Origin of the sequence: Frankia sp. AvcI1 (assembly GCF_001420875.1) — a bacterium.
GTDB classification, from domain to species: domain Bacteria; phylum Actinomycetota; class Actinomycetes; order Frankiales; family Frankiaceae; genus Frankia; species Frankia alni.
This window is the reverse complement of the sequence record NZ_LJFZ01000018.1, coordinates 72,317-92,007: the sequence shown is the minus strand read 5'-3', so window position 1 is coordinate 92,007 and position 19,691 is coordinate 72,317. Positions and strand designations below refer to the sequence as shown.

The following is a 19,691-nucleotide window of genomic DNA, read 5'->3' as shown; positions in this document are numbered from 1 at the left end:
CACCGCCCCGTCCGCGGACCGCACTGCACCGCCCGCCGGCTGCCGGTATCGGCGATGTTCCCTCTCCGAGCATTCGGTCTGCGTGCTACTTTTCTTCCGCACCTGCGGAACAATGTGCCTCCTCGGCTCCGCAGATTCTGGTTACTGGTGCGGCCGGAGGGTGGGCGGGTCATCGAACGCGGACTGGGCGACGGCGTCGCGAATGCCGGCGGGTCGCCGCGCCGGCGATCCGTCCACGGTGAGCGGGCCGTGCTCGTCCTGCTGGTGACCGTCGTGCTGCTGGCGTCCTCGGCCTACGGGGTGTTGCTGCTGCTCGGACCGTTCGTGAAGACGGTCGGCGGCAGCGAGGCGACCTACGGCGCGTTGACCGCCGCCGCGGCGGTGCCGACCGCGGTCGCGCTCGCCCTGCTGCTGCGATTCCCGCGCACCGTGCCGCCGAACCTGCTGCTGGCCGGCTCCTGCCTGGTGTACGCGGGCGCCGCGCTCCTGATGACCGGGGTGCATTCCCGCAACGCCGTGCTCGTGGTCGCGGCGATCGTGCTGGGCACGGCCTGGGCGGTCACCTACACGGCGGCGCCGATGATCGCCTCCGATCTTGCCACCGACCGCAACCGGGCCACGCTCATCGGCTACGCGACCGGGACCATCCAGGCCGGGTTCGGCATCGGCCCGGTCCTCGGCAATGCCCTGCGGGACGCGGGGCTGAGCTACCAACAGGTGTTCGCCGTCGGGGCCGCGCTCGCGGCCGCCGCCGCCGTGCTGGTCATCCCGCTCACCGTCGAGCTGCGGCGCCTGCCCGGCGGCGGCTCGCCCGGCCCGCAGCGGGATCCGGCCGACGCGGAGCCTCTGCGGGCATCCGAGCCGGGCAGCCCAGGTAACCCCCTGGGTAGCCCGGGCAGTCTGGACAACCCGGGTGGGCCTGTGCGCGTGGCGGAGACCGGCTGGCGGGGCGCGCTGCGATCGCCCAGCGTGGTGCCGCTCGCGATGGTGCTGCTGAGCGCGTGCGTGTTCACCACCATGAACAGCTTCCAGACCACCTTCGCGGACAGCCGGCATCTTGACTTCGACGTCTTCTACGTGACCTACACGGTGGCGGTCATCGCGGTGCGCCTGGGGCTCGCCCNCATCCTGCCCGACAGTGCCTCCGACCGGGTGGTCGCCGTGACGACGGTGGGGATGACCGCGGCGGCGGTGGCGTTCGTCTTCGTCGGGTCGAGTGCGGTGCTGTACGGCCTGGCGTCGCTGCTGCTCGGGTGCACCTACGGCCTGGGCCTGCCGGCCTTCCAGGCCCGTGCGGTCAACCTCGCCGGGCCCGCGGAACGCGTCCGGATGCTGCCGATGGCGGGCCTGCTGTTCGAGGTCGCGATCTGCGTCTTTCCGCTCGTCGCCGGCGCGGTCGTCCACACCTCCGGTTACCGGGGGCTGTTCGTGCTGCTCATCGTGATCACGAGCGTGGTGATGGCGCTCGGCCAGGTTCGCGGCCGGCCCCGGCCCGCATTCCGGCCGGCAGGCGGCGACGCAGCCGGGGTCGGCGTACGCGGCGACGGCGCCGAGGCGGCCGCGGTGCCGGCCACGAGTCCGTCGGAACACTGAACCAACCACGGCGCAGGGGGACAGATGTACTTCTCCGCGAACTACGAACAGGCGCGGCAGCGCTTTCTCGCGGCCGCCCGTGATCGTGGCGCGCACCTCGAGTCGTTCCCGCTCGGGGAGCTGCGGGGCGCCCGGGGCGAGTCCCTGAGCACGGACGTGGCGCGCATCGGCGCCNGCCGCGGGCGGTCCGTGCTTGTCTTGGTCAGCGGCACCCACGGCGCGGAGGGATTCGCCGGGTCGNCCTGCCAGCTTCGGGCCCTGCACGAGNCCGCCTGGACAGGGTTGCCGGTCGTCCTGGTGCACGCGCTCAACCCCTTCGGCTTCTCCCACCGCCGCCGGGTGAACGAGGACAACATCGACGTCAACCGCAACTTCGTCGACCACGCCTCGCTGCCGCCGGAGCGCGGCTACGGCGAGCTGCACCCCACGCTGCTGCCCGCCGACTGGGAGGGGCCCGCGCACGCCGAGGCCGATGCCGCCCTGCTGGCGCACGCCGGCCGGCTGGGGGTGCGAGAGGTGCAGCAGATCGTCACGTCCGGTCAGTACACCCACCCGGACGGCCTGTTCTATGGCGGTTCGGCGCCCTGCTGGTCCCACCGGACCTGGCACACGATCATCAACGAGTACCTGACCGGCTACGAGCGGGTCGCCTACATCGACCTGCACACCGGACTCGGCGAGCGCGGCGCCGCCGAGCCCATCTTCCGCGGAGGGGTGGACCCGGGCGCCCCGCGGCGGGCCCGGGCCTGGTACGGCGACGCGTTGACGAACTCCGACGAGGGGACGTCGAGCTCGACGCCGATCGGCGGCAACTCCGCCCGCGCCCTGCTCCAGGATCTCGTCGACGCCGAGATCACGGCCATCACCTGCGAGTTCGGCACCCAGGACGGCCTGACCGTGCTGCGCGCCCTACAGGCCGACAACTGGCTCTGGCAGCAGCGCGGCCCGCTGTGGCAGGGCGGCCCGGAGCAGCAGGATGATCCGGAGCAGAGCGGCCCGGTGGACCCCGAGCAGGTCGCCCGGATCGGGCTGCTCATGCGCGAGGCGTTCGACCCGCCGGACGAGCAGTGGCGCACCGAGGTGCTCGACCGGGGGACGGCTGTGATCGGCCAGGCTGCTGCAGGGGTCCTCGCCGAGTCGATCGGGAGCTGACGGATCGCGCGGCCCGCGCTGCCAACGCCCGCCCCGCCCCCGCCGCCGCGGCTCCCGCCGCCGCGGCCCCCGCCGTCCTGCCCGCCAGCCTGGGTTCCGGCCACATTGCGGCCAGATCATGCCGAGGCTTCGGCACGGTTTTTGGCCCGAAAACCGTGCTTACCCCTCGGCTCGAATCCGTTCGCTTCTGATCGCGGGGAGTTACTGAGGGTCTGGTGACTGGTGGGCCGGCCCAACCCCGAGGAACGCCNCCACTCGAACGCGACAGCGGTGTCGGCCGGGAACTGCTGGAGTCTGATGAAGGTCGGAGACCGGCGGACCGGAATCGCCTCCGGCAGCTGGTGGCCGTCACGCGGCATCGATTGGCCGCCACGCGGCATCGATCTCGCGGTTCCGCGGAACCGCGCCGCCCGCTGTTCTACCGAACCGCGCCGCCCGCCGCGGAGATCGTGACTCGTCGGCAGGCGACACCGGCCGACCAGATCGTGTGTTCAACTGTGATCGGACGGCTTTTTTGCGTCACGTGATCCGGGTCGTCGAGGAGCGGAGGTGGGAAGACGTCGTGATCATGGGTCTTGGGTTCGTCGCGACGCCGGGCTCGCGTCCCACGGCACGGCGCGGCCACACGGCACCGTGATCACGCTGTGGCACAGGTGGATACGCGCTCCAACCTTCGAGTGGCGCTCTACGCCACGACCACGTCGTGCTGGGCGCGGGCCACGGTGGGCGCCTCGGCGGCGGGAACGAGTCGGTGTTGGAGCCGTCCGTCCGGGAACAGCGTCGTGACCAGGCGGAGGTCCGCCCGGTGGCGCAGGCCCCGGGGACGCAGATCACGCGCCGCGTCGGCCAGCACGAGATGGGCGACGGTGCCGCCGACCGGTTCGCCGACGGCCGCGGTCCCCGCGATGCCGGCGGTCGCCGCGGCGGCGGCGACTTCGGTGACCGCGACTTCGGTGACCGCGACTTCGGTGACCGCGACGTCGGGGACGGCGGCGACTTCGGGGACGGCGGCGACTTCGGTGACCGCGGCGACTTCGGGGACGGCGGCGACTTCGGTGACCGCGACTTCGGGGACGGCGGCGGCTTCCGGGATGGCGACGGCGTCCGAGCCGAGCTCGGCCAGCGTCGCCCGCACCAGGTCCGGATCGCCGGCCCAGACCGTGCCCGTGCCGTGCACCAGGACCGCGGCGGCGCTCGTCCGACCGGCTCGGACGACCGAGTACACCGCACCGTCCGGGAGCAGGGACCGGCAGCGGATCTCCACGCCGTGTCGCTGGGCCCAGGCGACCGCCGAGTGGTGCAGCACCTTCGCGCCGTGCCGCGACATCGTGNTCATCGTGTCGTAGTCGACCGCGGCCAGGGTGCGCGCGCCCGGCACGAGCCGCGGGTCGGCGGTGCAGATCCCCGGCGAGTCGGAGAAGATCTCGCAGGCCCGCGCCCCGACGGCGATCGCGGCGGCGATCGCCGAGAGGTCCGAGCTATTGCGGCCCAGCATGATCGGCCGGCCGTCGCCGTCCACGGCCTGCCCGCCGGGGACGACGAGCACCGTGCCGGCGGGCTCGACGAGGCTCGCCAGCACGCTGCCGTCGATGCGGCGAAGGTCGGCGCAGTGCGGTTCGCCGGCGCCGACGAAGCCGGTGTCGGCCGCGGTCAACGCCACCGCCGCGAGCCCGGCGTCGCGCAGCGCCGCCGTCATGAGGGCGACGTTGACGGTCTCGCCGGTCATGAGTGCCGCGGCGAGCAGGTCGCGGTCGGGAGCGGGGCTGACCGCCCGCAGGGCCGTCCCGAGCCGGTCGGTCTCGCCGGCCACCGCGCTGACGACGACGATGGCCCGCGCGCCGCCGGGCGAGGCGGACGACCCGCCGGCGCGCAGCCGGTCGGCGACGTGGCGGGCGATGCCCTGGTGGGCGCCGGGCGCCGCGAAGGCCGCCCCGCCGAACTTCAGAACGACGACGTCCCCGGCCACCGGCACATCTGCTGGCCCCATCAGAGCCAGGACTTCCCGGCGGCCAGGCTCACGATCTCCAGCGCGTTGAGCGCCGCACCGACGGTGAGGTTGTCGGCGACGACCCACAGCCACAGGGCGCAGGGGTCGTCCTCGTCGGCCCGTACCCGTCCGACGTGCACCAGCCGGCGTTCGGTGGGTGACGCGCAGACCGGTTGCGGCATCGGGTAGCCGTCCGCGGGGTCGTTGCCGTAGACCCGCAGGCCCGGGGTGTCCCGCAGCGCGGCGAGGGNGTCGTCGGGGCTGACGGGGGCGGTGAAGCTGACGTGCACCGCCTCCGAGTGGCCGTTTACGACGGCGACCCGAACGGCGGTGGCCGCGACCCGCAGCCCCGGCATGCCCAGGATCTTGCGGGGTTCCCGGCGCAGCTTGCGCTCCTCGTGGGAGTGCCCGTCGGCGTCGCGCAGGCCGATCTCGGGGATCAGGTTGAACGCCAGCGGCTGGCCGAACTTCCCGGGNCGGGCGGCCGCGGGGTCGGNGCCGTCGAGCAGCGCCCGGGTGGTGTCGGCGAGCTCCTCGAGTCCCCGCAGGCCGCCGCCGGAGGCGGACTGGTAGCTCGACACGATCACCCGGTCGATCTCGCCGATCGCGCGCAGGGGGTGCAGCGCCCGGACGAGCTGGATCGTGGAGCAGTTCGGGTTGGCCACGATGCCCCGGGCCGGACGCGCCTCCAGCATCTGCGGGTTGACCTGGGGGACGACGAGCGGGACGTCGTCGTCCATCCGGAAGGCGGAGCTGTTGTCCACGACGAGCGCGCCCGCCGCGGCGAAGACCGGCGCCAGCCGGGTGCTGATCGGCGCGCCGGCGCTGAAGATCGCGACGTCGACGCCCGCCGGATCGACGTCCTCCAGCGCGACGACCGGCTCGATCTTCAGGTCCAGCCCCTGCTCGGCGCCGAGATCGCGGCCCGCCGAGGCCGCGGACGCGACGGGGACGACCCGGCCCACGTCGGGCAGGATCCCCCCGTCGAGCAGGGCCAGGCACTCCCGGCCGACGACACCGGTCGCGCCGATGACGGCGATGTCCACTGCGCTTTCCCCCTTTACTGCGCGTGCTCTACTCGTCCTTGCGCTGGTCCGCCGCGCCGCGGGTTCAGGGGGAGCCGACGGCGCTCTCGTCCGCGAACTGCGCGTCGAGGTCCACCCAGCCGCCGTCGACGAACAGGACCTCGCCGTTGACGTAGGTGGCGGCGTCNGAGGCCAGGAAGACCGCGGGGCCGGCGATCTCGGCGGGCCGTGCCCAGCGGCCGACGGCGACCTTCTGCGCGTACGCGTCCGCCCAGGCGGCGCTGGAGCGGATCGGCACCGTCAGCGCGGTCTCGACCGGTCCGGGGGCGATCGCGTTGACCCGCACGCCGGACGGCCCGAGCTCGGCGGCGAGCACGCGGACCATCTGCGCCAGGGCCGCCTTGGTGCCCGCGTAGATGACCTGGCCGGGTTCGACGGCCCGGCTGCTGATCGACGAGATGACGATGATGCTGCCGCCGCCCTGCTTCGCCATGATCCGTCCGGCGCCGCGCAGGACGTGGAAGCTGCCCCGCAGGTTGACGTCGGTCACCGCGGTGTAGTCGTCGTCGGTGTAGTCGACCAGGGGCTTGCGGATGTTGATGCCGGGGGTGCCGACGGCGATGTCCAGGCGGCCCCGGTCCGCGACCACACGGGCGAACAGGTCGTCCACCTCGGCGGAGACACGCACGTCGACGGTGGACGCCTTCGCGGTGCCGCCGGCGGCGACGATGGCCGCCACCGTCTCCTCGACGCCGGTGGTGTCGACGTCGGCGCATTCGACGACGGCGCCCTGTTCGGCCAGGGCGATCGCGATGGCCTGGCCAATGCCCGACGCCGCGCCGACGACGGCCGCGACCCTGTCTGTCAGTTCCAGCATCTACAGCTCCCGAAGCCTTCGGTCTCGTGATGGGTCCGCCGCGGTCGGNGGGTAGGGGTTCGCGCGCAGGGGTCCCGTCAGGGGGGCGGCGCGGCCGGATCGGCCGGAGTGGCGACGCCCGGCGCCGAGCGCGTCGTGCGGCGGACGAAGTTGTCGACGATCGCGTCCACCGTCGCCGTCTCGCGGATGTGCACCACGCAGAGGATGCGGTCGCCGGGCACGGTGTGCCGCTCGAAATGCTCGTTGACGGCCTCGTCGTCGCAGCGCGGACGGCCGCGGTAGAGGTCGCGCGGGACACCGATCCCCGCGATGCGGCCGCTGGCGGGGTCGAACGGTGCGCCCGGGGCGAGCGTCGCCGAGATCTCGCCGGCCAGCCGGGTCACGTCGGGGTCCTGGTCGACCGGCCCGACCTCCGGGTACATCACGGCGCCGGGCAGCCGCCCGTAGGCCCGCATCGCGCAGTAGGCGACCGGGTTGTAGGTGCGCAGCGCGGACAGCAGCGGGAATCCACCCGCGGCGACGACGTCCTCGAGCAGCGCCAGCCAGCTCGTGCTGAACACCGGGCCGCGGCGCAGCCGGGCATCGACGAACTGCACGCCGATATGCAGGAATCGATCGCCGGCCGNGGTCGCGGTCCAGCTCGCGCCCAGGGCGGACACCGGCTGCCCGCTGACCCGGTCGACGCCGACGATGAGATGGTCGGCCTCGCGGAACAGGTTGGGGCGCGCGGCGAACAGCTCCGCCATCCGCAGATCGGGCAGGGCCGCCGCGAGCCCCGCCTGTAACCAGCGGTCCTCCGACGGGCGCAGCTCGCAGTCCCGGGAGAACCGGACGACCGCATGGCCGTCCGGCGCGCCCCCCGTGGCCGCCCCGGCCGTGGCCGCCCCGGCCGTGGCCGACGCGGCCGCGGGAGATGCCGCCGCGGGAGATGCCGCCGCGGGAGATGCCGCCGCAGGCGATGCGGTCGACGGCGGTACGGACATGATTCCCCCGTTTCCGTACGGCGCCGTGATGCTCAGGCGAACCGGGCCGCGACGCTGCCCGCGGCCTCGAGCGCGCCGGTCGCGGGGGCCACCACCGCCTGGTACAGCTCGATGAAGTACGCCACCCACAGGTTCGCCACCGTCTTGACGTGCGCGATGACCTTGGCCTCGTCCTCGGGCGAGCCCACCAGCGAGGTCAGCACCCCCCAGACGAAGTCGGCGTGCTCGTCGGCGATGTCGGTGCCGACGTGGCGCCGCGCACCGGCGAGCTTCTCCCGGCCGAGCTGGTCCTCGAGGTTCTTCACCCACGACGGCTGGGTCTTCGTCGTCGTGTACTCGACGAAGTAGACGCTGCACAGCAGGGCCAGCGGGCTGCCCTCGAACTCCATGCCGTACTGCAGATAGCCGGTGAGCAGCTTGGTGGNCTGGAACGGCTCGGTGGCGTAGATCTCCGCCTTGGTCACGCCGACCTTGCCGAGGTCGCCGGCGAACCACTCGTCGTGGAGCATCTCGTCCTCGACGTAGTGCGCCCACGCCGCGCCGCGCACCGGGTCGCGCTTGGTGAAGTAGCCGATGGCGAGGGCGTCGATGGTGCGCTTGNNGCGCAGCCGGAGGATGGTCTCGATGTTGTGGCGCTTGTAGTACGCCATGTTGATCTCCTCGCCGCGGGCCTGGTGGTCCGCGTACGGGATCTCGGCGTAGAACTTCTCGATCATCGTGTCGAGCATGGTGTCGACCTGCGTGCGCAGGTCCGACAGGTCGGCCGTGCGGGCGGCGGCGGCCGCCCTCGGGTCCCCGTACCAGGTGCGCGGGTCGTCGGTCATCGCTGGGCTCCTTCCCGTTGGGCGGTGTGCGGCCGGTTCGCCGGGGCATCGGCATGTCCGCGGCGGGCGGCGTCGTGGNGGNGGGGGTGACCGTCGGCCGGTCAGCAGCCGCAGGTCGGGGTGCGTCGCCGGCGCATCCGCCGCGGGGCGGGGCCGGCGAGCCGGGTCCCGGCGGGGTCGGACAGGACCGTGTCGGCGCAGGTGAAGGTGAGCGCGTAGCGGGTTGTCGGGGTCAGCCCGAAGCCGAGGTGGACGATCCCGTCGGCCGCGCCGTACATCTCGTTCATCCCGCAGTTGCCCGGCTGCTGCTCGAACACCGGGTTGAGCCCGATGCCGAACTCCCACACGACCCGGTAGGCCTCGTCGGCGGCGAACAGCTCCGCCAGAGCGTCGACCGCGCGCTTGCCCGCGGCGTCCACCGCGTGGCAGTCGGTGACCATGCCGTCGGCGAGGTGGAGCACCACCGTGGCCGTGCGCAGGACGTCGAGGTCGTCGAAGAGCCGAGCCTGTTCGGCGAGCACCGCGGGGTCGTCACCGCGGTGCACGATGGGGGCGCCGCGCAGGGCGATCTGCCCGTCCAGTCCCAGCCGGCGGCTCGTGTCGAACCGGTAGAGATCCGTGGGGACGGCGCTGGCCTCGCCGGCCGGCGCGATCTGCTGCTCGCCCGCCGCCAGCGCGCCGGCCTGCTGGTTCCACTCGTAGTCGCCGGAGATGACGAACCGGGCCGAGGCGTGCCCGGCGAGGTCCGCCAGGGTGACGTGGTCGGCCTCGCCGAGCGCCTCGAACAGCGTGTCGGCGCGGGTCTCCAGATCGGCCGGGTCGGTCTGCTCGACCACCGACAGGAAGTAGGCGACCTGGGCGTCGGTGACGGGCGTCGAGCCGCACGGCATCACCGCGATCCGCCGCTGCGCCCCGACCAGCGCGGGCTCGGGGGAGACGAGGAAGCGGTCCGGGCACACGACGAACACGTCGGCGTCGGCGGGAATGCGCTGGTCGCCCAGGGCGTCCTGGAGGCTCTCGTCGGCCTCGAGGGTGCGGTGCACGACGCTGCCGTAGCGGCTGCTGGGCGCGAGGGTGAAGCCCGTGGCCCGGTCGGCCTGGGTCAGCAGGCAGAACGTCGAGTGCGGGCCGGTGAACTCCCGATGCAGGTCGGGACGCACGAGGAACTGTGCCATGGGGACCACCAGGGGGCGCGGCGCGAGAGGACTGGTTTGGCGGGATAACGAGGGAACCGACCGGTGCTGGTGCTGGTGGGGACGTCGGCCGGCAGGCGGCCTGGTCGGGGTGGGTCGGCCCGGTCCAGCCGACCCACCCCTTCTCAACGGCATTAGCCGAGGAGGGTGNCCAGGTAGCGGTCGTTCTTCTTCACCTGGATCTTCTTCTGCGCGACCTTCTCCACAGTGATCACCTCCTTCCGTCAATCCGTTGGAATGCGGTGGNCAGACGAGAACGTTCCTCGTCCGGACCGATCAGTTGGCCAGGCCGACCGGACTCTTGAGGGGCATCGCGGACGGAATCCGCGTGCCGAGCAGGACATCACCCTGGTCGTTCGTGACAAACGTTCCGGGAGAGATGATGTCGAGGTGGTACTGCGTGAACGGCGTGAGCCCGATTCCCCAGTGCAGACAGCCCTGGGTGGACCCGTAGACCTNGTTCATCGCGTGATTACCGGGAAGCAGATCGAGGGTGGTGTTCAGCGCGTGGCCGATCTCCCAGACTATGNGGTACCGGGAATCTACCTGGNAGAGCGCCTCGAACATCTCCACAATAGCATGGCCGGGGGGCTCGGGGGAAGTCATTTCGGTGATGAGACCGTTTTCGACCCGGCACACGACCGCGTACTCGTGCAGCGGCCAGAGTTCGCTGTGGATGCGCTCCTGGTCGCGCCGGGAGAATGACGGCGTGCCGGAATGCAGAATCGGGTAGCCCTGGATCACGATCTCGCCGTCCAGGGGCAACCGGAGATAGTCCTCGAACTCCCGGATCTCGATGGGGAGCACACTGATCTCGCCTGCGGGCACGATCTGCTGCTCGCCCCAGCCGACGAGACCGGCCTGTTGGTTCCAGACCAGCTCGCGGTCGAACAGGCGCAGGGTCGCGACCGTGCCGTGGCGCGCGTCGTGGTACTCCAGCGTCTCGCCCCGCTCGGCCAGCTCGAAGAACCGGTCGGAGAAGTCCTCCTGGGCCTGTGGGTCAGTGGCCTCGACGCAGCGCAGGAAGTGCCGCAGCGTCGCCCGGTCGGTCGGGGTCGAGTTGCAGGCCATCCCGAGCAGCTTGCGGCGGGGGCCGAGGACGTCCACCGGCGGCGACTGGAAGAAGCAGTCGGGCGACATGACCAGCACGTGGGCCTGCTCCGGGACTTCCTCCCACATGAGCCGGGCGAACTCGTCCTCACCTCCGCGGAACTCCAGGATTCGGTAGTCCAGGTACGGAGCAGTCCGGACGAGCCGGATGTCGTCCAGCAGGGAGGCGTTCGTGACGAGACAGAACACGGTGTCGGTCGGATCCCCGAACTGCCGTATCCTGGCGGGATCGACGACGAGCTCGGACTCGGGCATCTTGTGCTCCTCCTGACGCGCACGGGCCTGGGCGTTGGATGCCGCGGGGGCCGGTGGAATGTCGGGCGAGGCCGGGCCGGTTCGAGTGCCGGAGGATGGTCCCGAAATAGTCCCGGAGGGCCTCGTGAAGACGGTGCGCTGGTACGTGGAGTTCCGTGCCAGACGAGATTTCACGGTGACGATGAATGATGTGGGGGGCGGCGCCCGACGCAACCCGTTGACCGGACGGATTGCCGCGCCTGCCGCCATGGTCCGTGGACCGGAACGGACCGGCAGAGTGAAACTATAACGTGCCGCCAGGTGCCCGGGAAGCTCTTTCGAAGAAATTCCCGGGACGGGGCGGGATTACTCCGGTCACACGATTGTCCTTGGGCGGATTGCGGGGCACCGGCGGCGGGGGCAGGGCCGCGTGATCCGTGTCCGGGGAGGGCGGGCACGGCGTGCGGGCTCAACGGGTCGGGATCCGGATGGGCTGGGTGGGTGGGCTCAGCGGATGGACTCGGTGGGTGGACTCGGTGGGTGGACTCGGTGGGTGGGGATGCGTGCTCAGTGGCTGAGGAGAGGGGCGGAGTGGGGCGCGGGGATGGGGACGCAGGTCCGTACCTCGCGGCGGTCGTGGCCGGGGGGCAGGGTCACGCCGGTGACGTGGACGGGCACGCCGTAGAGGTCGCTGAGGCGCTCGCCGGTCACGACGTCGTCGGGATGNCCGTCGGCGATGACCAGGCCGTCGCNCATGAGCACCGCCCGGTTGGAGTACGTCAGGGCGTGCGAGGGCTGGTGGGTGGTCATGATCACGGCATGCCCCTCCCGGGCNAGCTCGGCGACGACATGCAGGGTGCGCACCTCGTTGCCGTAGTCCAGCGCGGCGGTCGGCTCGTCGAGGATGAGGATCGCCGCCTCCTGGACGAGTGCGCGGGCGAGCAGGACGAGCTGGCGCTCGCCGCCGGACAGCGCGGCGAACGAGCGGTCGGCCAGGCGCGCGATCCCGAGTCGGTCGAGCTGCGCCAGGGCACCGCGGCGGTCGGCGGCACCCGGCGCCTCCAGCAGGCCGAGGTGGGGCGTGCGCCCCATGACGGCGATGTCGAGCGCGGTGAACGGGAACGGCGAGGAGGTGCTCTGCGGAACGTAGGCCACCCGCCGGGCGAGCTCCCGCGGCGCCAGGGTGTCGATGTCCCGGCCGGTGATGCGCACCGAGCCGCTCTCGGGGCGCAGCAGGCCGAGAAGGCAGCGCAGCAGCNTGGTCTTGCCGGCACCGTTGGGGCCGAGCAGGCAGCAGACCTCGGTCGACCGCACACTCAGGGAGACGTCGGTGATGCGGTGGCCGCCGCGGCCGTAGCCGAAGGACAGCCCCGTGACCTCGACGTCTGCCGGGTCGCTCACAGCCATTGACGACCCGCCTTGGCGAGCAGGGCCACGAAGAACGGGGCGCCGATGAGCGCGGTGAGGATGCCCAGGGGAAGGTCGAGCGAGGAGGCGGTGCGGGCGACGTCGTCGACGGCGAGCAGGTAGCCGGCGCCGATNAGGGCGGTCACCGGCAGCAGCCGGTTGAACGACGGTCCGACGGTGAACCGCGCCAGGTGCGGGACGACGAGCCCGACCCAGCCGATGATGCCGGCGACGCTGACCGCGGTCGCCGTCATCAGCGTCGACGCGCCGATGGTCAGGGCCCAGATCCGCGTGCGGTTGACCCCCAGCGAGCGGGCCTCGTCGTCGCCGGTCGCAAGGACGGTGAGCTGCCAGCGCACCGCGTACAGCAGGGTGAGGCACACCNCGACGATGATCGCGGGCACGATGAGGCCGTGCATGCTGGCCCGGGCCAGGCTGCCGAACAGCCAGAAGGTGATCTCCGGNAGGGTCGTCTCCGGGTTGGCGAAGTACTGCACGCTGGAGATGAGCGCGTTGAACATGGCGCCGATGATGATGCCCCCGAGGACCAGGATGATCAGTGATCCCTTCCCGACCACCCGGGCGATGGTCAGCGACAGCACCGCGGCGAGCAACCCGCAGCCGAACGAGATGACCTGCAGCAGCGTCGTGTCCAGGCCGACGAGGATCGACACGGAGGCGCCGAAGCCGGCCCCCGCCGCCACCCCGAGGATCTCGGGGGAGACCAGCGGGTTGCGGAACATCGTCTGGTAGGNGGCACCGGAGGAGGCCAGCGCCGCCCCGACGAGCAGCGCGGCGAGGATCCGGGGCATCCGGATGTCCATCACCACGGCCCGGTCCTGGCCGGCGACGGGGTTGCCGAGGCCGAACAGTTCGTGGGNGAGAACGCGCACGACGGTCGCCGGGCTCAGTGAGTACCGGCCCAACCCGAAGGAGATGATGATCAGGACGAGCAGGCCCACGGCGAGCAGGACGACCCGCAGGTGGTCGCCGAGCGTCGCGCGGACCCGAGCGGTCGCGGCCGCCCGGACACCGGGCCCGCCGCGGCCACGACCGGCCGGGCTGGCACCGCCGCCGGTGCTCGCGCCGGCACCGTCCTGCTCGCTCGTCACGACCGGGTCCGTGCCGACCGGGTCCGTGCCGACCGGGACCGTGCCGACCGGGACTGCGGGACGGGTCACGAGGTCACCCTCCGGACTGCGGGCTGCGCCAGCATCGGGGCCACCTTCGCGGCGAACATCCGCAGGGTGCTCTGCTGCAGAGCCAGCGACGCGGTGCCGCTGAACGACGGGCGCAGGTTCACCTGCTGCACGCCGAGCTCGTCGCGAAGCTCGGCGAACCGGCGGGCGACCGTCGCGGGCCCGCCGATGACGGCCGTCTCGTCGTGGAAGCGGAACGGGTCGAGGTCGGACGTCCCGACCGACTGGTGGCCGTGCTCGTCGCTGCCGAGCGCGGCCAGCCGCCGGGTCAACCGGACGACGATCGGGGTGGCGCGTTCCCGGGCGGCGGCATCCGACTCGGCGACGAGGCAGAACCGTTCCACCCGGACGTCGCCGGCCTTCCCGCCGTGCGAGGTGTAGAGCTCCAGGCAGGCGGTGAGGGAGGCGACGGTCTGCGTGGCGGACAGCAGCAGCCCGTAGCCGCGGCTGGCCGCCCAGACGATGGACTCGTCGGTGTGGGCGGCCACCTCGATCGGCGGGTGGGGATGCTGGGCGGGGGTCGGCTCCACCCGGAACTGCGCGCCGTCGGCCGCGCGGGTGCGGCCCCGCCAGTAGCCGACGAGTGTGTCGAGGGCGTCGGGCAGGTCGACCTGGGGCGGGCCGGCGCCCTGGTAGGCCCTGGTGTAGGGGGCGATCGGCCAGCCGACCCCGAGGGTGACCCGCCCGCCGGAGAGCCGGTCGAGCGTCGCGAGGTCGGCGGCCAGCCGGATCGGGTCGTGCAGGGTGAGGTGCAGGGCGGTGAAACCGATCCGGATCCGGCTGGTCGACGCGGCGACGGCGGCGGCCAACGGGATCGGCGAGGAGCGGGCTCTCATCGTCCGGGAACCGACGGAACTGAGGTGGCCGTCGGTGAACCACAGGCTTTCGTAGCCGAGAGTCTCGGCGACGCGGGCCAGTTCCACCGTGGAGGTGGCACCAGCCCCGTCCAGATCGCCGCGCCCTCCGGGCAGGCCGAATCGCATGGAGATGGTCATCACTGCGCCGGCGGGCGCGGTCCTTTCAGGTCCAGGAGTGGTGCCGTGGCGACGAGCTGTGCCGTGGCCGAGATCGGCGCGACTACTTGCTGCCGACCTGGAGGATCTGATCGAGATCCGCCTCGGTGGTGTGGTAGTTGAAGAACTTCTGGTAGAAGCTGCGGGTCTCGGAGCGGATGTCGACGTCGGCGAACAGATCGGGGTGCAGCACCTTCGCCGCCCACTGGATCTGCAGGGCCTCCTCCGGACCGAACCGGTCCCACGGGTAGAGACCCTGCGGGTTGAGGTAGACCCGATTGGCCTTGACCGCCTTCAGGTCGGCCCAGCCCGGTGACTTCGCCAGGTTGTCGACGACGGACTGGGCGGAGTTGGCCGCCAGTCCCTGGTCACCACCCGGTGTCTCGATGATCAGCACATCCGGGTTCCACTGCAGGAGCTGCTCCATCGACACCGTGACGTGCGTGCCCTTCACTCCGCTCGCGGAGTCGGTACCGCCGGCGATCTTGATCCAGCCGTCGATGAGGGACTTCNCGCCGTCGACGACCACGGGCGGGTAGCTGGCGATGTGCACCACGCTCGGCTTGTCCGTCTCCGGCAGCTTCGCCAGCCGGGACTGCACCATGGCCAGCTTCGCGTTCACGTAGTCGGCGTATTCCTTGGCCTTGGTGACGGCCGTTCCGCCGTACACCCTGCCGGCGAGCTGAATGGACGGGGCGAGCTGCGGGAAGGTGNCGAATGCCATGTTGACCGCCGGCAGTNCGGCCTGGGTGAACGGCGTCATGGTGTCGCCGCCGCTGATCGTGGAGACGACGTCCGGCTTGAGCTTGAGAAGCTCCTCCATGTTCACCTTGCCGCCGTTCCGGAAGAGCTCCGGAAGGTCGTTGACCCCCGGGAACACCTTTCGCAGGAACGGGATCGTCTTGACATTCTGCGGGATGGCCACCAGCTTGTCGCCGGCGCCGAGCATGATGTCGGTGACGGTATGGGCGGGGAACTGCTCGGCGATCCGGTCGACCTTCAGCGGGATGGTCGTCTTCTCTCCGGACACGCTGGTCACCACCTGGGTGGTGGGCGCGGGCGGGCTGGCGTCCGAGGAGGAGCTGCCGCAGCCGGCGGCCAGCGCCGCCACCGTGGCCGCCACTCCCAGGGCCAGCACCTGCCGGGACGCGACCGGCCAGGCCGCGACCGGCCGGAACAGGGCGCGGGTCGCCGATCCCGGCGTGCCGGTGCGACCGCTGCCGGGGTGAGGCTCGTTGGACGGGAGATGAGGCGAGCCGTGGGGACCGCCGCGATGGGTCGGCAAACCCGTCATGATGCGTCGCGAAAACACTGCCGAGCGTGATGCCACGTTCTNCCCCCGCCGGGCGAATAGGTTTCTGGAAACGAAACGTAATTACCTGCACACGGACGGTGTGTGCAACGATGCCAACCACGAACGAGCGGGCGATGCTTCGGCGCACCAGGACTCCGCGGAAGCGGCTGGAATGCACCATAGCCCCCGCATGTGCGCCTGTCACGCAGACAGGAACCCTGATCTGCGGAACTAGCCGGACTGCTGCCGAGCAGAAGCGGGGCTCGGGTAGCTGCGGTGCTGGTCCGGGGCGGTCCCGGCAGATGAGGGTGGCAGGCCGGATCGCGCCAAAAATTTTCCAGATTCGGATCCATAGGAAGATGAACTGCGGTCATCTGTCACCTGGACCGAAGATCTCACGGTATGTGGCCGACCTGTCGCCGCTGTCCTGGTGTGACGGTCGCGTGACGCGTAACAAATTCGTTTTTTACGAGTGCGCTGAACGTAACGTGCACAGCGGGATAGTCCGGGATGTGTTCGATCCCGTTCTCGTCCGGCCAGGACAAGATGGTCGCCGTTGACGATGCCTCGGGTCCGCCGCGCGCACGGGCCGGACGGGACGTCACGTCCGCATCTTCGGCCCGCGTCCGCGCCTTCGGCCCGCGTCCGCGNCTTCGGCCCGCGTCCGCGCCTTCGGCCCGCGTCCGCGGCCCGCGCCCACGGCCGACCTTCGCCAACCTGGCGGTCCAGCCCGGCGGGTGCCTCCACCGCCGGGCGCGGGTCAGCCGGCGGTGGCCTGGATGCCCCAGGTGCCGCCGACGGTCTCGGCGGGCTCGAGGACGCGCAGACCGTCCCCGCTGTTGAACGCGTTCGCCGGGCAGGTCAGCGGTTCGACGGCGATGCTGCGCCGACGCTCCTGCGGGCTCAGCGTGTCTCCCGTGAAGACCTGCACGTAGGGCCAGGTCTCGTCCATCCACACCGTCACCGAGCCGCCGCCGGGTGCGCCGAGCCGCACGCGCGCCCGCCCGTCCGGATCGCGGGCGAGGGCCGTGTAGCAGGTGTCCAGGGCGAGGGAGCCGACCGCGTGGGGGCGGCGGAAGTCGACGGGTGCGCCGGCGACCTCGCGCGCGCCGACCGGGATCGAGCGGTCGTCGGTCTCCAGCCACGTCGTCGCNGGGACGGTGAGTTCGACGTCGTCGGCCCGCACCGTGGCGCCGTCCGCCCCGACCGTCATCAGGTAGGGATGGGCGCCCATCCCGACGGGCGCCGGCTGGCCGCCCAGGTTGGTGGCGGTCATCGTGACGGCCAGGCCGTCGTCACCGAGGCGGTACTCCGCGGTGAAGCTCACGGTGAAGGGGTAGCCGCTCTGGGCGCGCAGGATGAACGAGGCGCGGGCGGCGGCCGGGCCGAGGCGGTCGAGCTGCCAGGCCGACCAGCGGGTCAGCCCGTGGCTGGCGTTGNCGAGCGCCACCTCGTTCACCGGGAGCTGGTGGTCGGTGCCACGGAACGTGTAGCGGCCGTTCGCGATCCGGTTGGGCCAGGGGAGCAGCAACTGCCCGCGCCCGCGGCTGGCCATCGCGTCGGCGCCGTAGCCGTCGAGGACGGGCACGCCGCCGATCCGGTACTCGCGCAGCCCGCCGCCGACCTCGGTGATGGTCACGCTGCTCTCGCCGTGCACGAGCTCCACCTGCCGCCCGGACGGCGCCAACGCCTCCACCACGTCCTCCTCATGCCCGCGCACCGCCGACACCGACCGGTCGGCGGCAGGGAGCGTCCTTACACATCCAACCAAGGATGAGCGCCGTCGGCCCGCCGGCACGGCACCCACGGGTGCCCCGGGACGTCGGGTGCGGTGCGTTGTGCACGGTCTGTGGGCTCAGACCGTGCACGACGTGCCGCAACCCGCCGCACCCCTGGTCCACTAGGGTCGACGGCGTGGAGACCTGGGATGCGATCCGTGCTCGTCGCAACGTCCGCAGCTACCAGGACCGGCCGGTGCCGGCCGAGGACCTGGAGCGGATCCTGGAGGCCGGCTGGCGGTCGCCGTCGGCGTCGAACCGCCAGCGGTGGGACTTCGTGCTCGTNACCGATCGGGCGGTGCTCGGCGAGCTGGCGACGATCTGGNGCGGCGCCGGTCACATCGCGAGTTCGGCGGCGACGATCGTGCTGGTGCTTCCCGAGCCGGAGTCGGAGCGCTACCGGCTCATGGACGAGTACGACCTCGGCCAGGCGACCATGTTGATGCTGCTCACCGCGACGGATCTCGGCATCGGTGGCGGGCACTCGGCCGTCGGTGACCAGGAGGCCGCCCGCCGGATTCTCGGCGTGCCCGCCACCCACCGGGTGGCCTACATGATCGGTCTGGGCTACCCCGACGACGGGCCGCTGCGGCCGGTGGAACGCCTCGACCGTCGGCCCTACGACGAGGTCGTCCACCGCGGACGGTGGTAGTCCACCGCCGTCGGAGGTGGCCGTGCCGGCCNCTCCCNCTCGGTCGGTTGCTCCCCTGCGTTCGGGTGTTCCCCTGAGTTCGGGTGTTCCCGTCCGGTCAGGTACTCCCGTGCGGTCAGTGGCGGCCGGTGGCGAGTCGGGCGGCGATCGTCGGGAACAGGGCGAGTGCGTTGTCGCGGGCGATGGCGCGGCGGGTCGCCGGGTTCAGCACCGGGTCGGCGAGGAACGCGTCGCGGCCCGCGAACACGGTGTCGGCGGGCACGGCGTTGTAGTCCGAGCCGTACAAAATCCGGCCGGCTCCGATGGCGGCCAGCAGGGACGGCGTGCTGTACGGGGACATGGGCCCGGCGGTGTCGACGAAGAAGNGGCGCAACGTCCGGTCGACGGTGGCGAGGTCGGTGCCGTAGCCGAGGCTGCGGCCAAGGGCGAGCCGGGCCGCCTGGTACGGAAAATAGCCACCACCGTGGGCGAGGATCCACCGTATCCGCGGATACCGGTCCAGCACTCCGTTGACGACGAGCTGGACGGCGGCGCGGGTCGTGTCGGCCAGGAAGTCGGCGACGAACGCCGGAACGGCGATGCCGGTCACTCCGGGCAGGGCGAACGGATGCACCAGGGCCACCGCGCCGCGCGCGTTCAGCTCGGCCATCACCGGCTCCAGCGTGGGATCCCCGAGATAGGTCAGGCCGTCGTGGGCCATGAGCAGGACACCGTCGGCGTGCAGGTCGTCGTAGGCGTGGCGGATCTCCGCGACGGCGATCTGCGGGGTGGCCCGGGGAACGTACGCGAGCAGACCGAACCGGGTGGGGTGGCCGCGCACGACGCCCGCGATCGTGTCGTTGGCGAGCCGGGCGAGCTGCGCGGCGAGCGCGGGCGTCGGCGTGAACTCGCTCGGGATCGCCGCGGACAGCACGGCCGTCGCGATGCCGGCGCGGTCCATCGTGTCGAGCGCGGCCGGCAGGGACCAGTGCGCGAACGGCGGTCCGCCCACTGGCGGTAGCTGGCCGTGTTCGACCAGCCAGGCGCGCACCTCGGCCGGCATCGCGTGATGGTGCACGTCGATCCGCCCGGTGGCCCCACTGGTGGCGTGGTCGGCCGTGCCGGCCTCGGTCGTTCCGGGCCCGGTTGTTCGGGTGTCGGTCGTTCCGGTGCTGGTCGTCGTCGCCGCCGCGACCGGGGCCGCCGCCGCGGCGCCGGCTCCGGCGACGACCGCGGTGCCGGCCCCGGCGACGACAGCAGCGAGGCCGACGGCGGCACGCCGGCTCGGCCCGCGACGCGAGCCCGGGCTCGGGCCCGGGCCGTCGTCTGCCTGGCTTCCGCCCCGTCCCCCGATTGCACTGGACATTTCCGCTCCGCTCCGTGTGATTCCG

General features: G+C 72.1%; 9 protein-coding genes and 19 pseudogenes. 3 read left to right on the top strand and 25 right to left on the bottom strand.

Features of this window, described 5'->3' with window-relative positions; translation table 11 throughout:
• Positions 1-2,996 precede the first annotated feature (2,996 nt).
• The coding region (locus UK94_RS57635; RefSeq protein WP_235488624.1) for a hypothetical protein at positions 2,997-3,272 on the top strand (276 nt) is incomplete at its 5' end.
• 1,459 nt (positions 3,273-4,731) lie between these two features.
• On the opposite strand, the pseudogene UK94_RS57630 reads toward UK94_RS57635, so the two are convergent.
• The 23 genes and pseudogenes from UK94_RS57630 to UK94_RS57530 form a co-directional block, all read right to left on the bottom strand.
• Positions 4,732-4,982: pseudogene (locus UK94_RS57630) on the bottom strand (Asd/ArgC dimerization domain-containing protein); the annotation flags it as partial.
• 1 nt (position 4,983) lies between these two features.
• Positions 4,984-5,208: pseudogene (locus tag UK94_RS57625) on the bottom strand (Asd/ArgC dimerization domain-containing protein); the annotation flags it as partial.
• Positions 5,209-5,229: 21 nt separating this feature from the next.
• The coding region (locus UK94_RS57615) for an Asd/ArgC dimerization domain-containing protein (RefSeq protein ID WP_268761468.1) at positions 5,230-5,778 on the bottom strand (549 nt) is incomplete at its 3' end.
• A gap of 64 nt (positions 5,779-5,842) precedes the next feature.
• Positions 5,843-5,944 (bottom strand): annotated as a pseudogene (locus UK94_RS74325) (3-oxoacyl-ACP reductase); the annotation flags it as partial.
• A gap of 1 nt (position 5,945) precedes the next feature.
• Positions 5,946-6,634 (bottom strand): SDR family oxidoreductase (locus UK94_RS18905; protein WP_235488622.1); only part of this gene is annotated, 689 nt, incomplete at its 3' end.
• A 626-nt stretch (positions 6,635-7,260) separates the two neighbouring features.
• A partial coding sequence (locus UK94_RS57610) for a hypothetical protein (RefSeq protein ID WP_235488619.1) occupies positions 7,261-7,617 on the bottom strand: 357 nt, incomplete at its 3' end.
• A 602-nt stretch (positions 7,618-8,219) separates the two neighbouring features.
• Positions 8,220-8,441: pseudogene (locus tag UK94_RS57605) on the bottom strand (hypothetical protein); the annotation flags it as partial.
• Between the two features lie 101 nt (positions 8,442-8,542).
• A complete protein-coding gene (locus tag UK94_RS18890) occupies positions 8,543-9,616 on the bottom strand; it encodes a hypothetical protein (RefSeq protein WP_055750887.1) in 1,074 nt (357 codons plus the stop codon).
• Between the two features lie 2,197 nt (positions 9,617-11,813).
• Positions 11,814-12,236 (bottom strand): annotated as a pseudogene (locus UK94_RS57600) (ABC transporter ATP-binding protein); the annotation flags it as partial.
• Between the two features lies 1 nt (position 12,237).
• Positions 12,238-12,385, bottom strand: a pseudogene (locus UK94_RS57595) (ABC transporter ATP-binding protein); the annotation flags it as partial.
• Positions 12,376-12,519 (bottom strand): iron chelate uptake ABC transporter family permease subunit, encoded by a 144-nt coding sequence (locus UK94_RS57590; protein WP_235488678.1) that lies wholly within the window; start codon positions 12,517-12,519, stop codon positions 12,376-12,378. The pseudogene UK94_RS57595 and the gene UK94_RS57590, both read right to left, overlap by 10 nt.
• A gap of 1 nt (position 12,520) precedes the next feature.
• Positions 12,521-12,769 (bottom strand): annotated as a pseudogene (locus UK94_RS57585) (iron chelate uptake ABC transporter family permease subunit); the annotation flags it as partial.
• Position 12,770: 1 nt separating this feature from the next.
• Positions 12,771-12,849, bottom strand: a pseudogene (locus tag UK94_RS57580) (hypothetical protein); the annotation flags it as partial.
• A 1-nt stretch (position 12,850) separates the two neighbouring features.
• Positions 12,851-13,139, bottom strand: a pseudogene (locus tag UK94_RS57575) (iron chelate uptake ABC transporter family permease subunit); the annotation flags it as partial.
• Position 13,140: 1 nt separating this feature from the next.
• Positions 13,141-13,265: pseudogene (locus tag UK94_RS57570) on the bottom strand (iron chelate uptake ABC transporter family permease subunit); the annotation flags it as partial.
• A 1-nt stretch (position 13,266) separates the two neighbouring features.
• Positions 13,267-13,566: pseudogene (locus UK94_RS57565) on the bottom strand (iron ABC transporter permease); the annotation flags it as partial.
• A complete protein-coding gene (locus tag UK94_RS18870; RefSeq protein WP_055750883.1) occupies positions 13,563-14,579 on the bottom strand; it encodes an LLM class flavin-dependent oxidoreductase in 1,017 nt (338 codons plus the stop codon). The gene UK94_RS18870 and the pseudogene UK94_RS57565, both read right to left, overlap by 4 nt.
• 82 nt (positions 14,580-14,661) lie before the next feature.
• Positions 14,662-15,109 (bottom strand): annotated as a pseudogene (locus UK94_RS57560) (ABC transporter substrate-binding protein); the annotation flags it as partial.
• Position 15,110: 1 nt separating this feature from the next.
• A pseudogene (locus tag UK94_RS57555) lies at positions 15,111-15,310 on the bottom strand (iron ABC transporter substrate-binding protein); the annotation flags it as partial.
• A 28-nt stretch (positions 15,311-15,338) separates the two neighbouring features.
• Positions 15,339-15,891 (bottom strand): annotated as a pseudogene (locus UK94_RS74320) (hypothetical protein); the annotation flags it as partial.
• A 760-nt stretch (positions 15,892-16,651) separates the two neighbouring features.
• Positions 16,652-17,044 (bottom strand): annotated as a pseudogene (locus UK94_RS57540) (aldose epimerase); the annotation flags it as partial.
• Between the two features lies 1 nt (position 17,045).
• A pseudogene (locus UK94_RS57535) lies at positions 17,046-17,330 on the bottom strand (aldose epimerase); the annotation flags it as partial.
• A gap of 1 nt (position 17,331) precedes the next feature.
• Positions 17,332-17,587: pseudogene (locus UK94_RS57530) on the bottom strand (aldose epimerase); the annotation flags it as partial.
• Between the two features lie 77 nt (positions 17,588-17,664).
• On the opposite strand from UK94_RS57530, the pseudogene UK94_RS57525 reads away from it, so the two are divergent.
• Together UK94_RS57525 and UK94_RS57515 are read left to right on the top strand one after the other, a co-directional pair.
• Positions 17,665-17,954: pseudogene (locus UK94_RS57525) on the top strand (nitroreductase family protein); the annotation flags it as partial.
• A gap of 55 nt (positions 17,955-18,009) precedes the next feature.
• Entirely contained in the window at positions 18,010-18,321 is a 312-nt protein-coding gene (locus tag UK94_RS57515) for a nitroreductase family protein (RefSeq protein ID WP_235488676.1), read from the top strand.
• Between the two features lie 115 nt (positions 18,322-18,436).
• On the opposite strand, the pseudogene UK94_RS57510 reads toward UK94_RS57515, so the two are convergent.
• Both UK94_RS57510 and UK94_RS57505 read right to left on the bottom strand, forming a co-directional pair.
• Positions 18,437-18,686: pseudogene (locus tag UK94_RS57510) on the bottom strand (amidohydrolase family protein); the annotation flags it as partial.
• A 1-nt stretch (position 18,687) separates the two neighbouring features.
• The coding region (locus UK94_RS57505; protein WP_268761467.1) for an amidohydrolase family protein at positions 18,688-19,666 on the bottom strand (979 nt) is incomplete at its 3' end.
• Between the last annotated feature and the right edge of the window lie 25 nt (positions 19,667-19,691).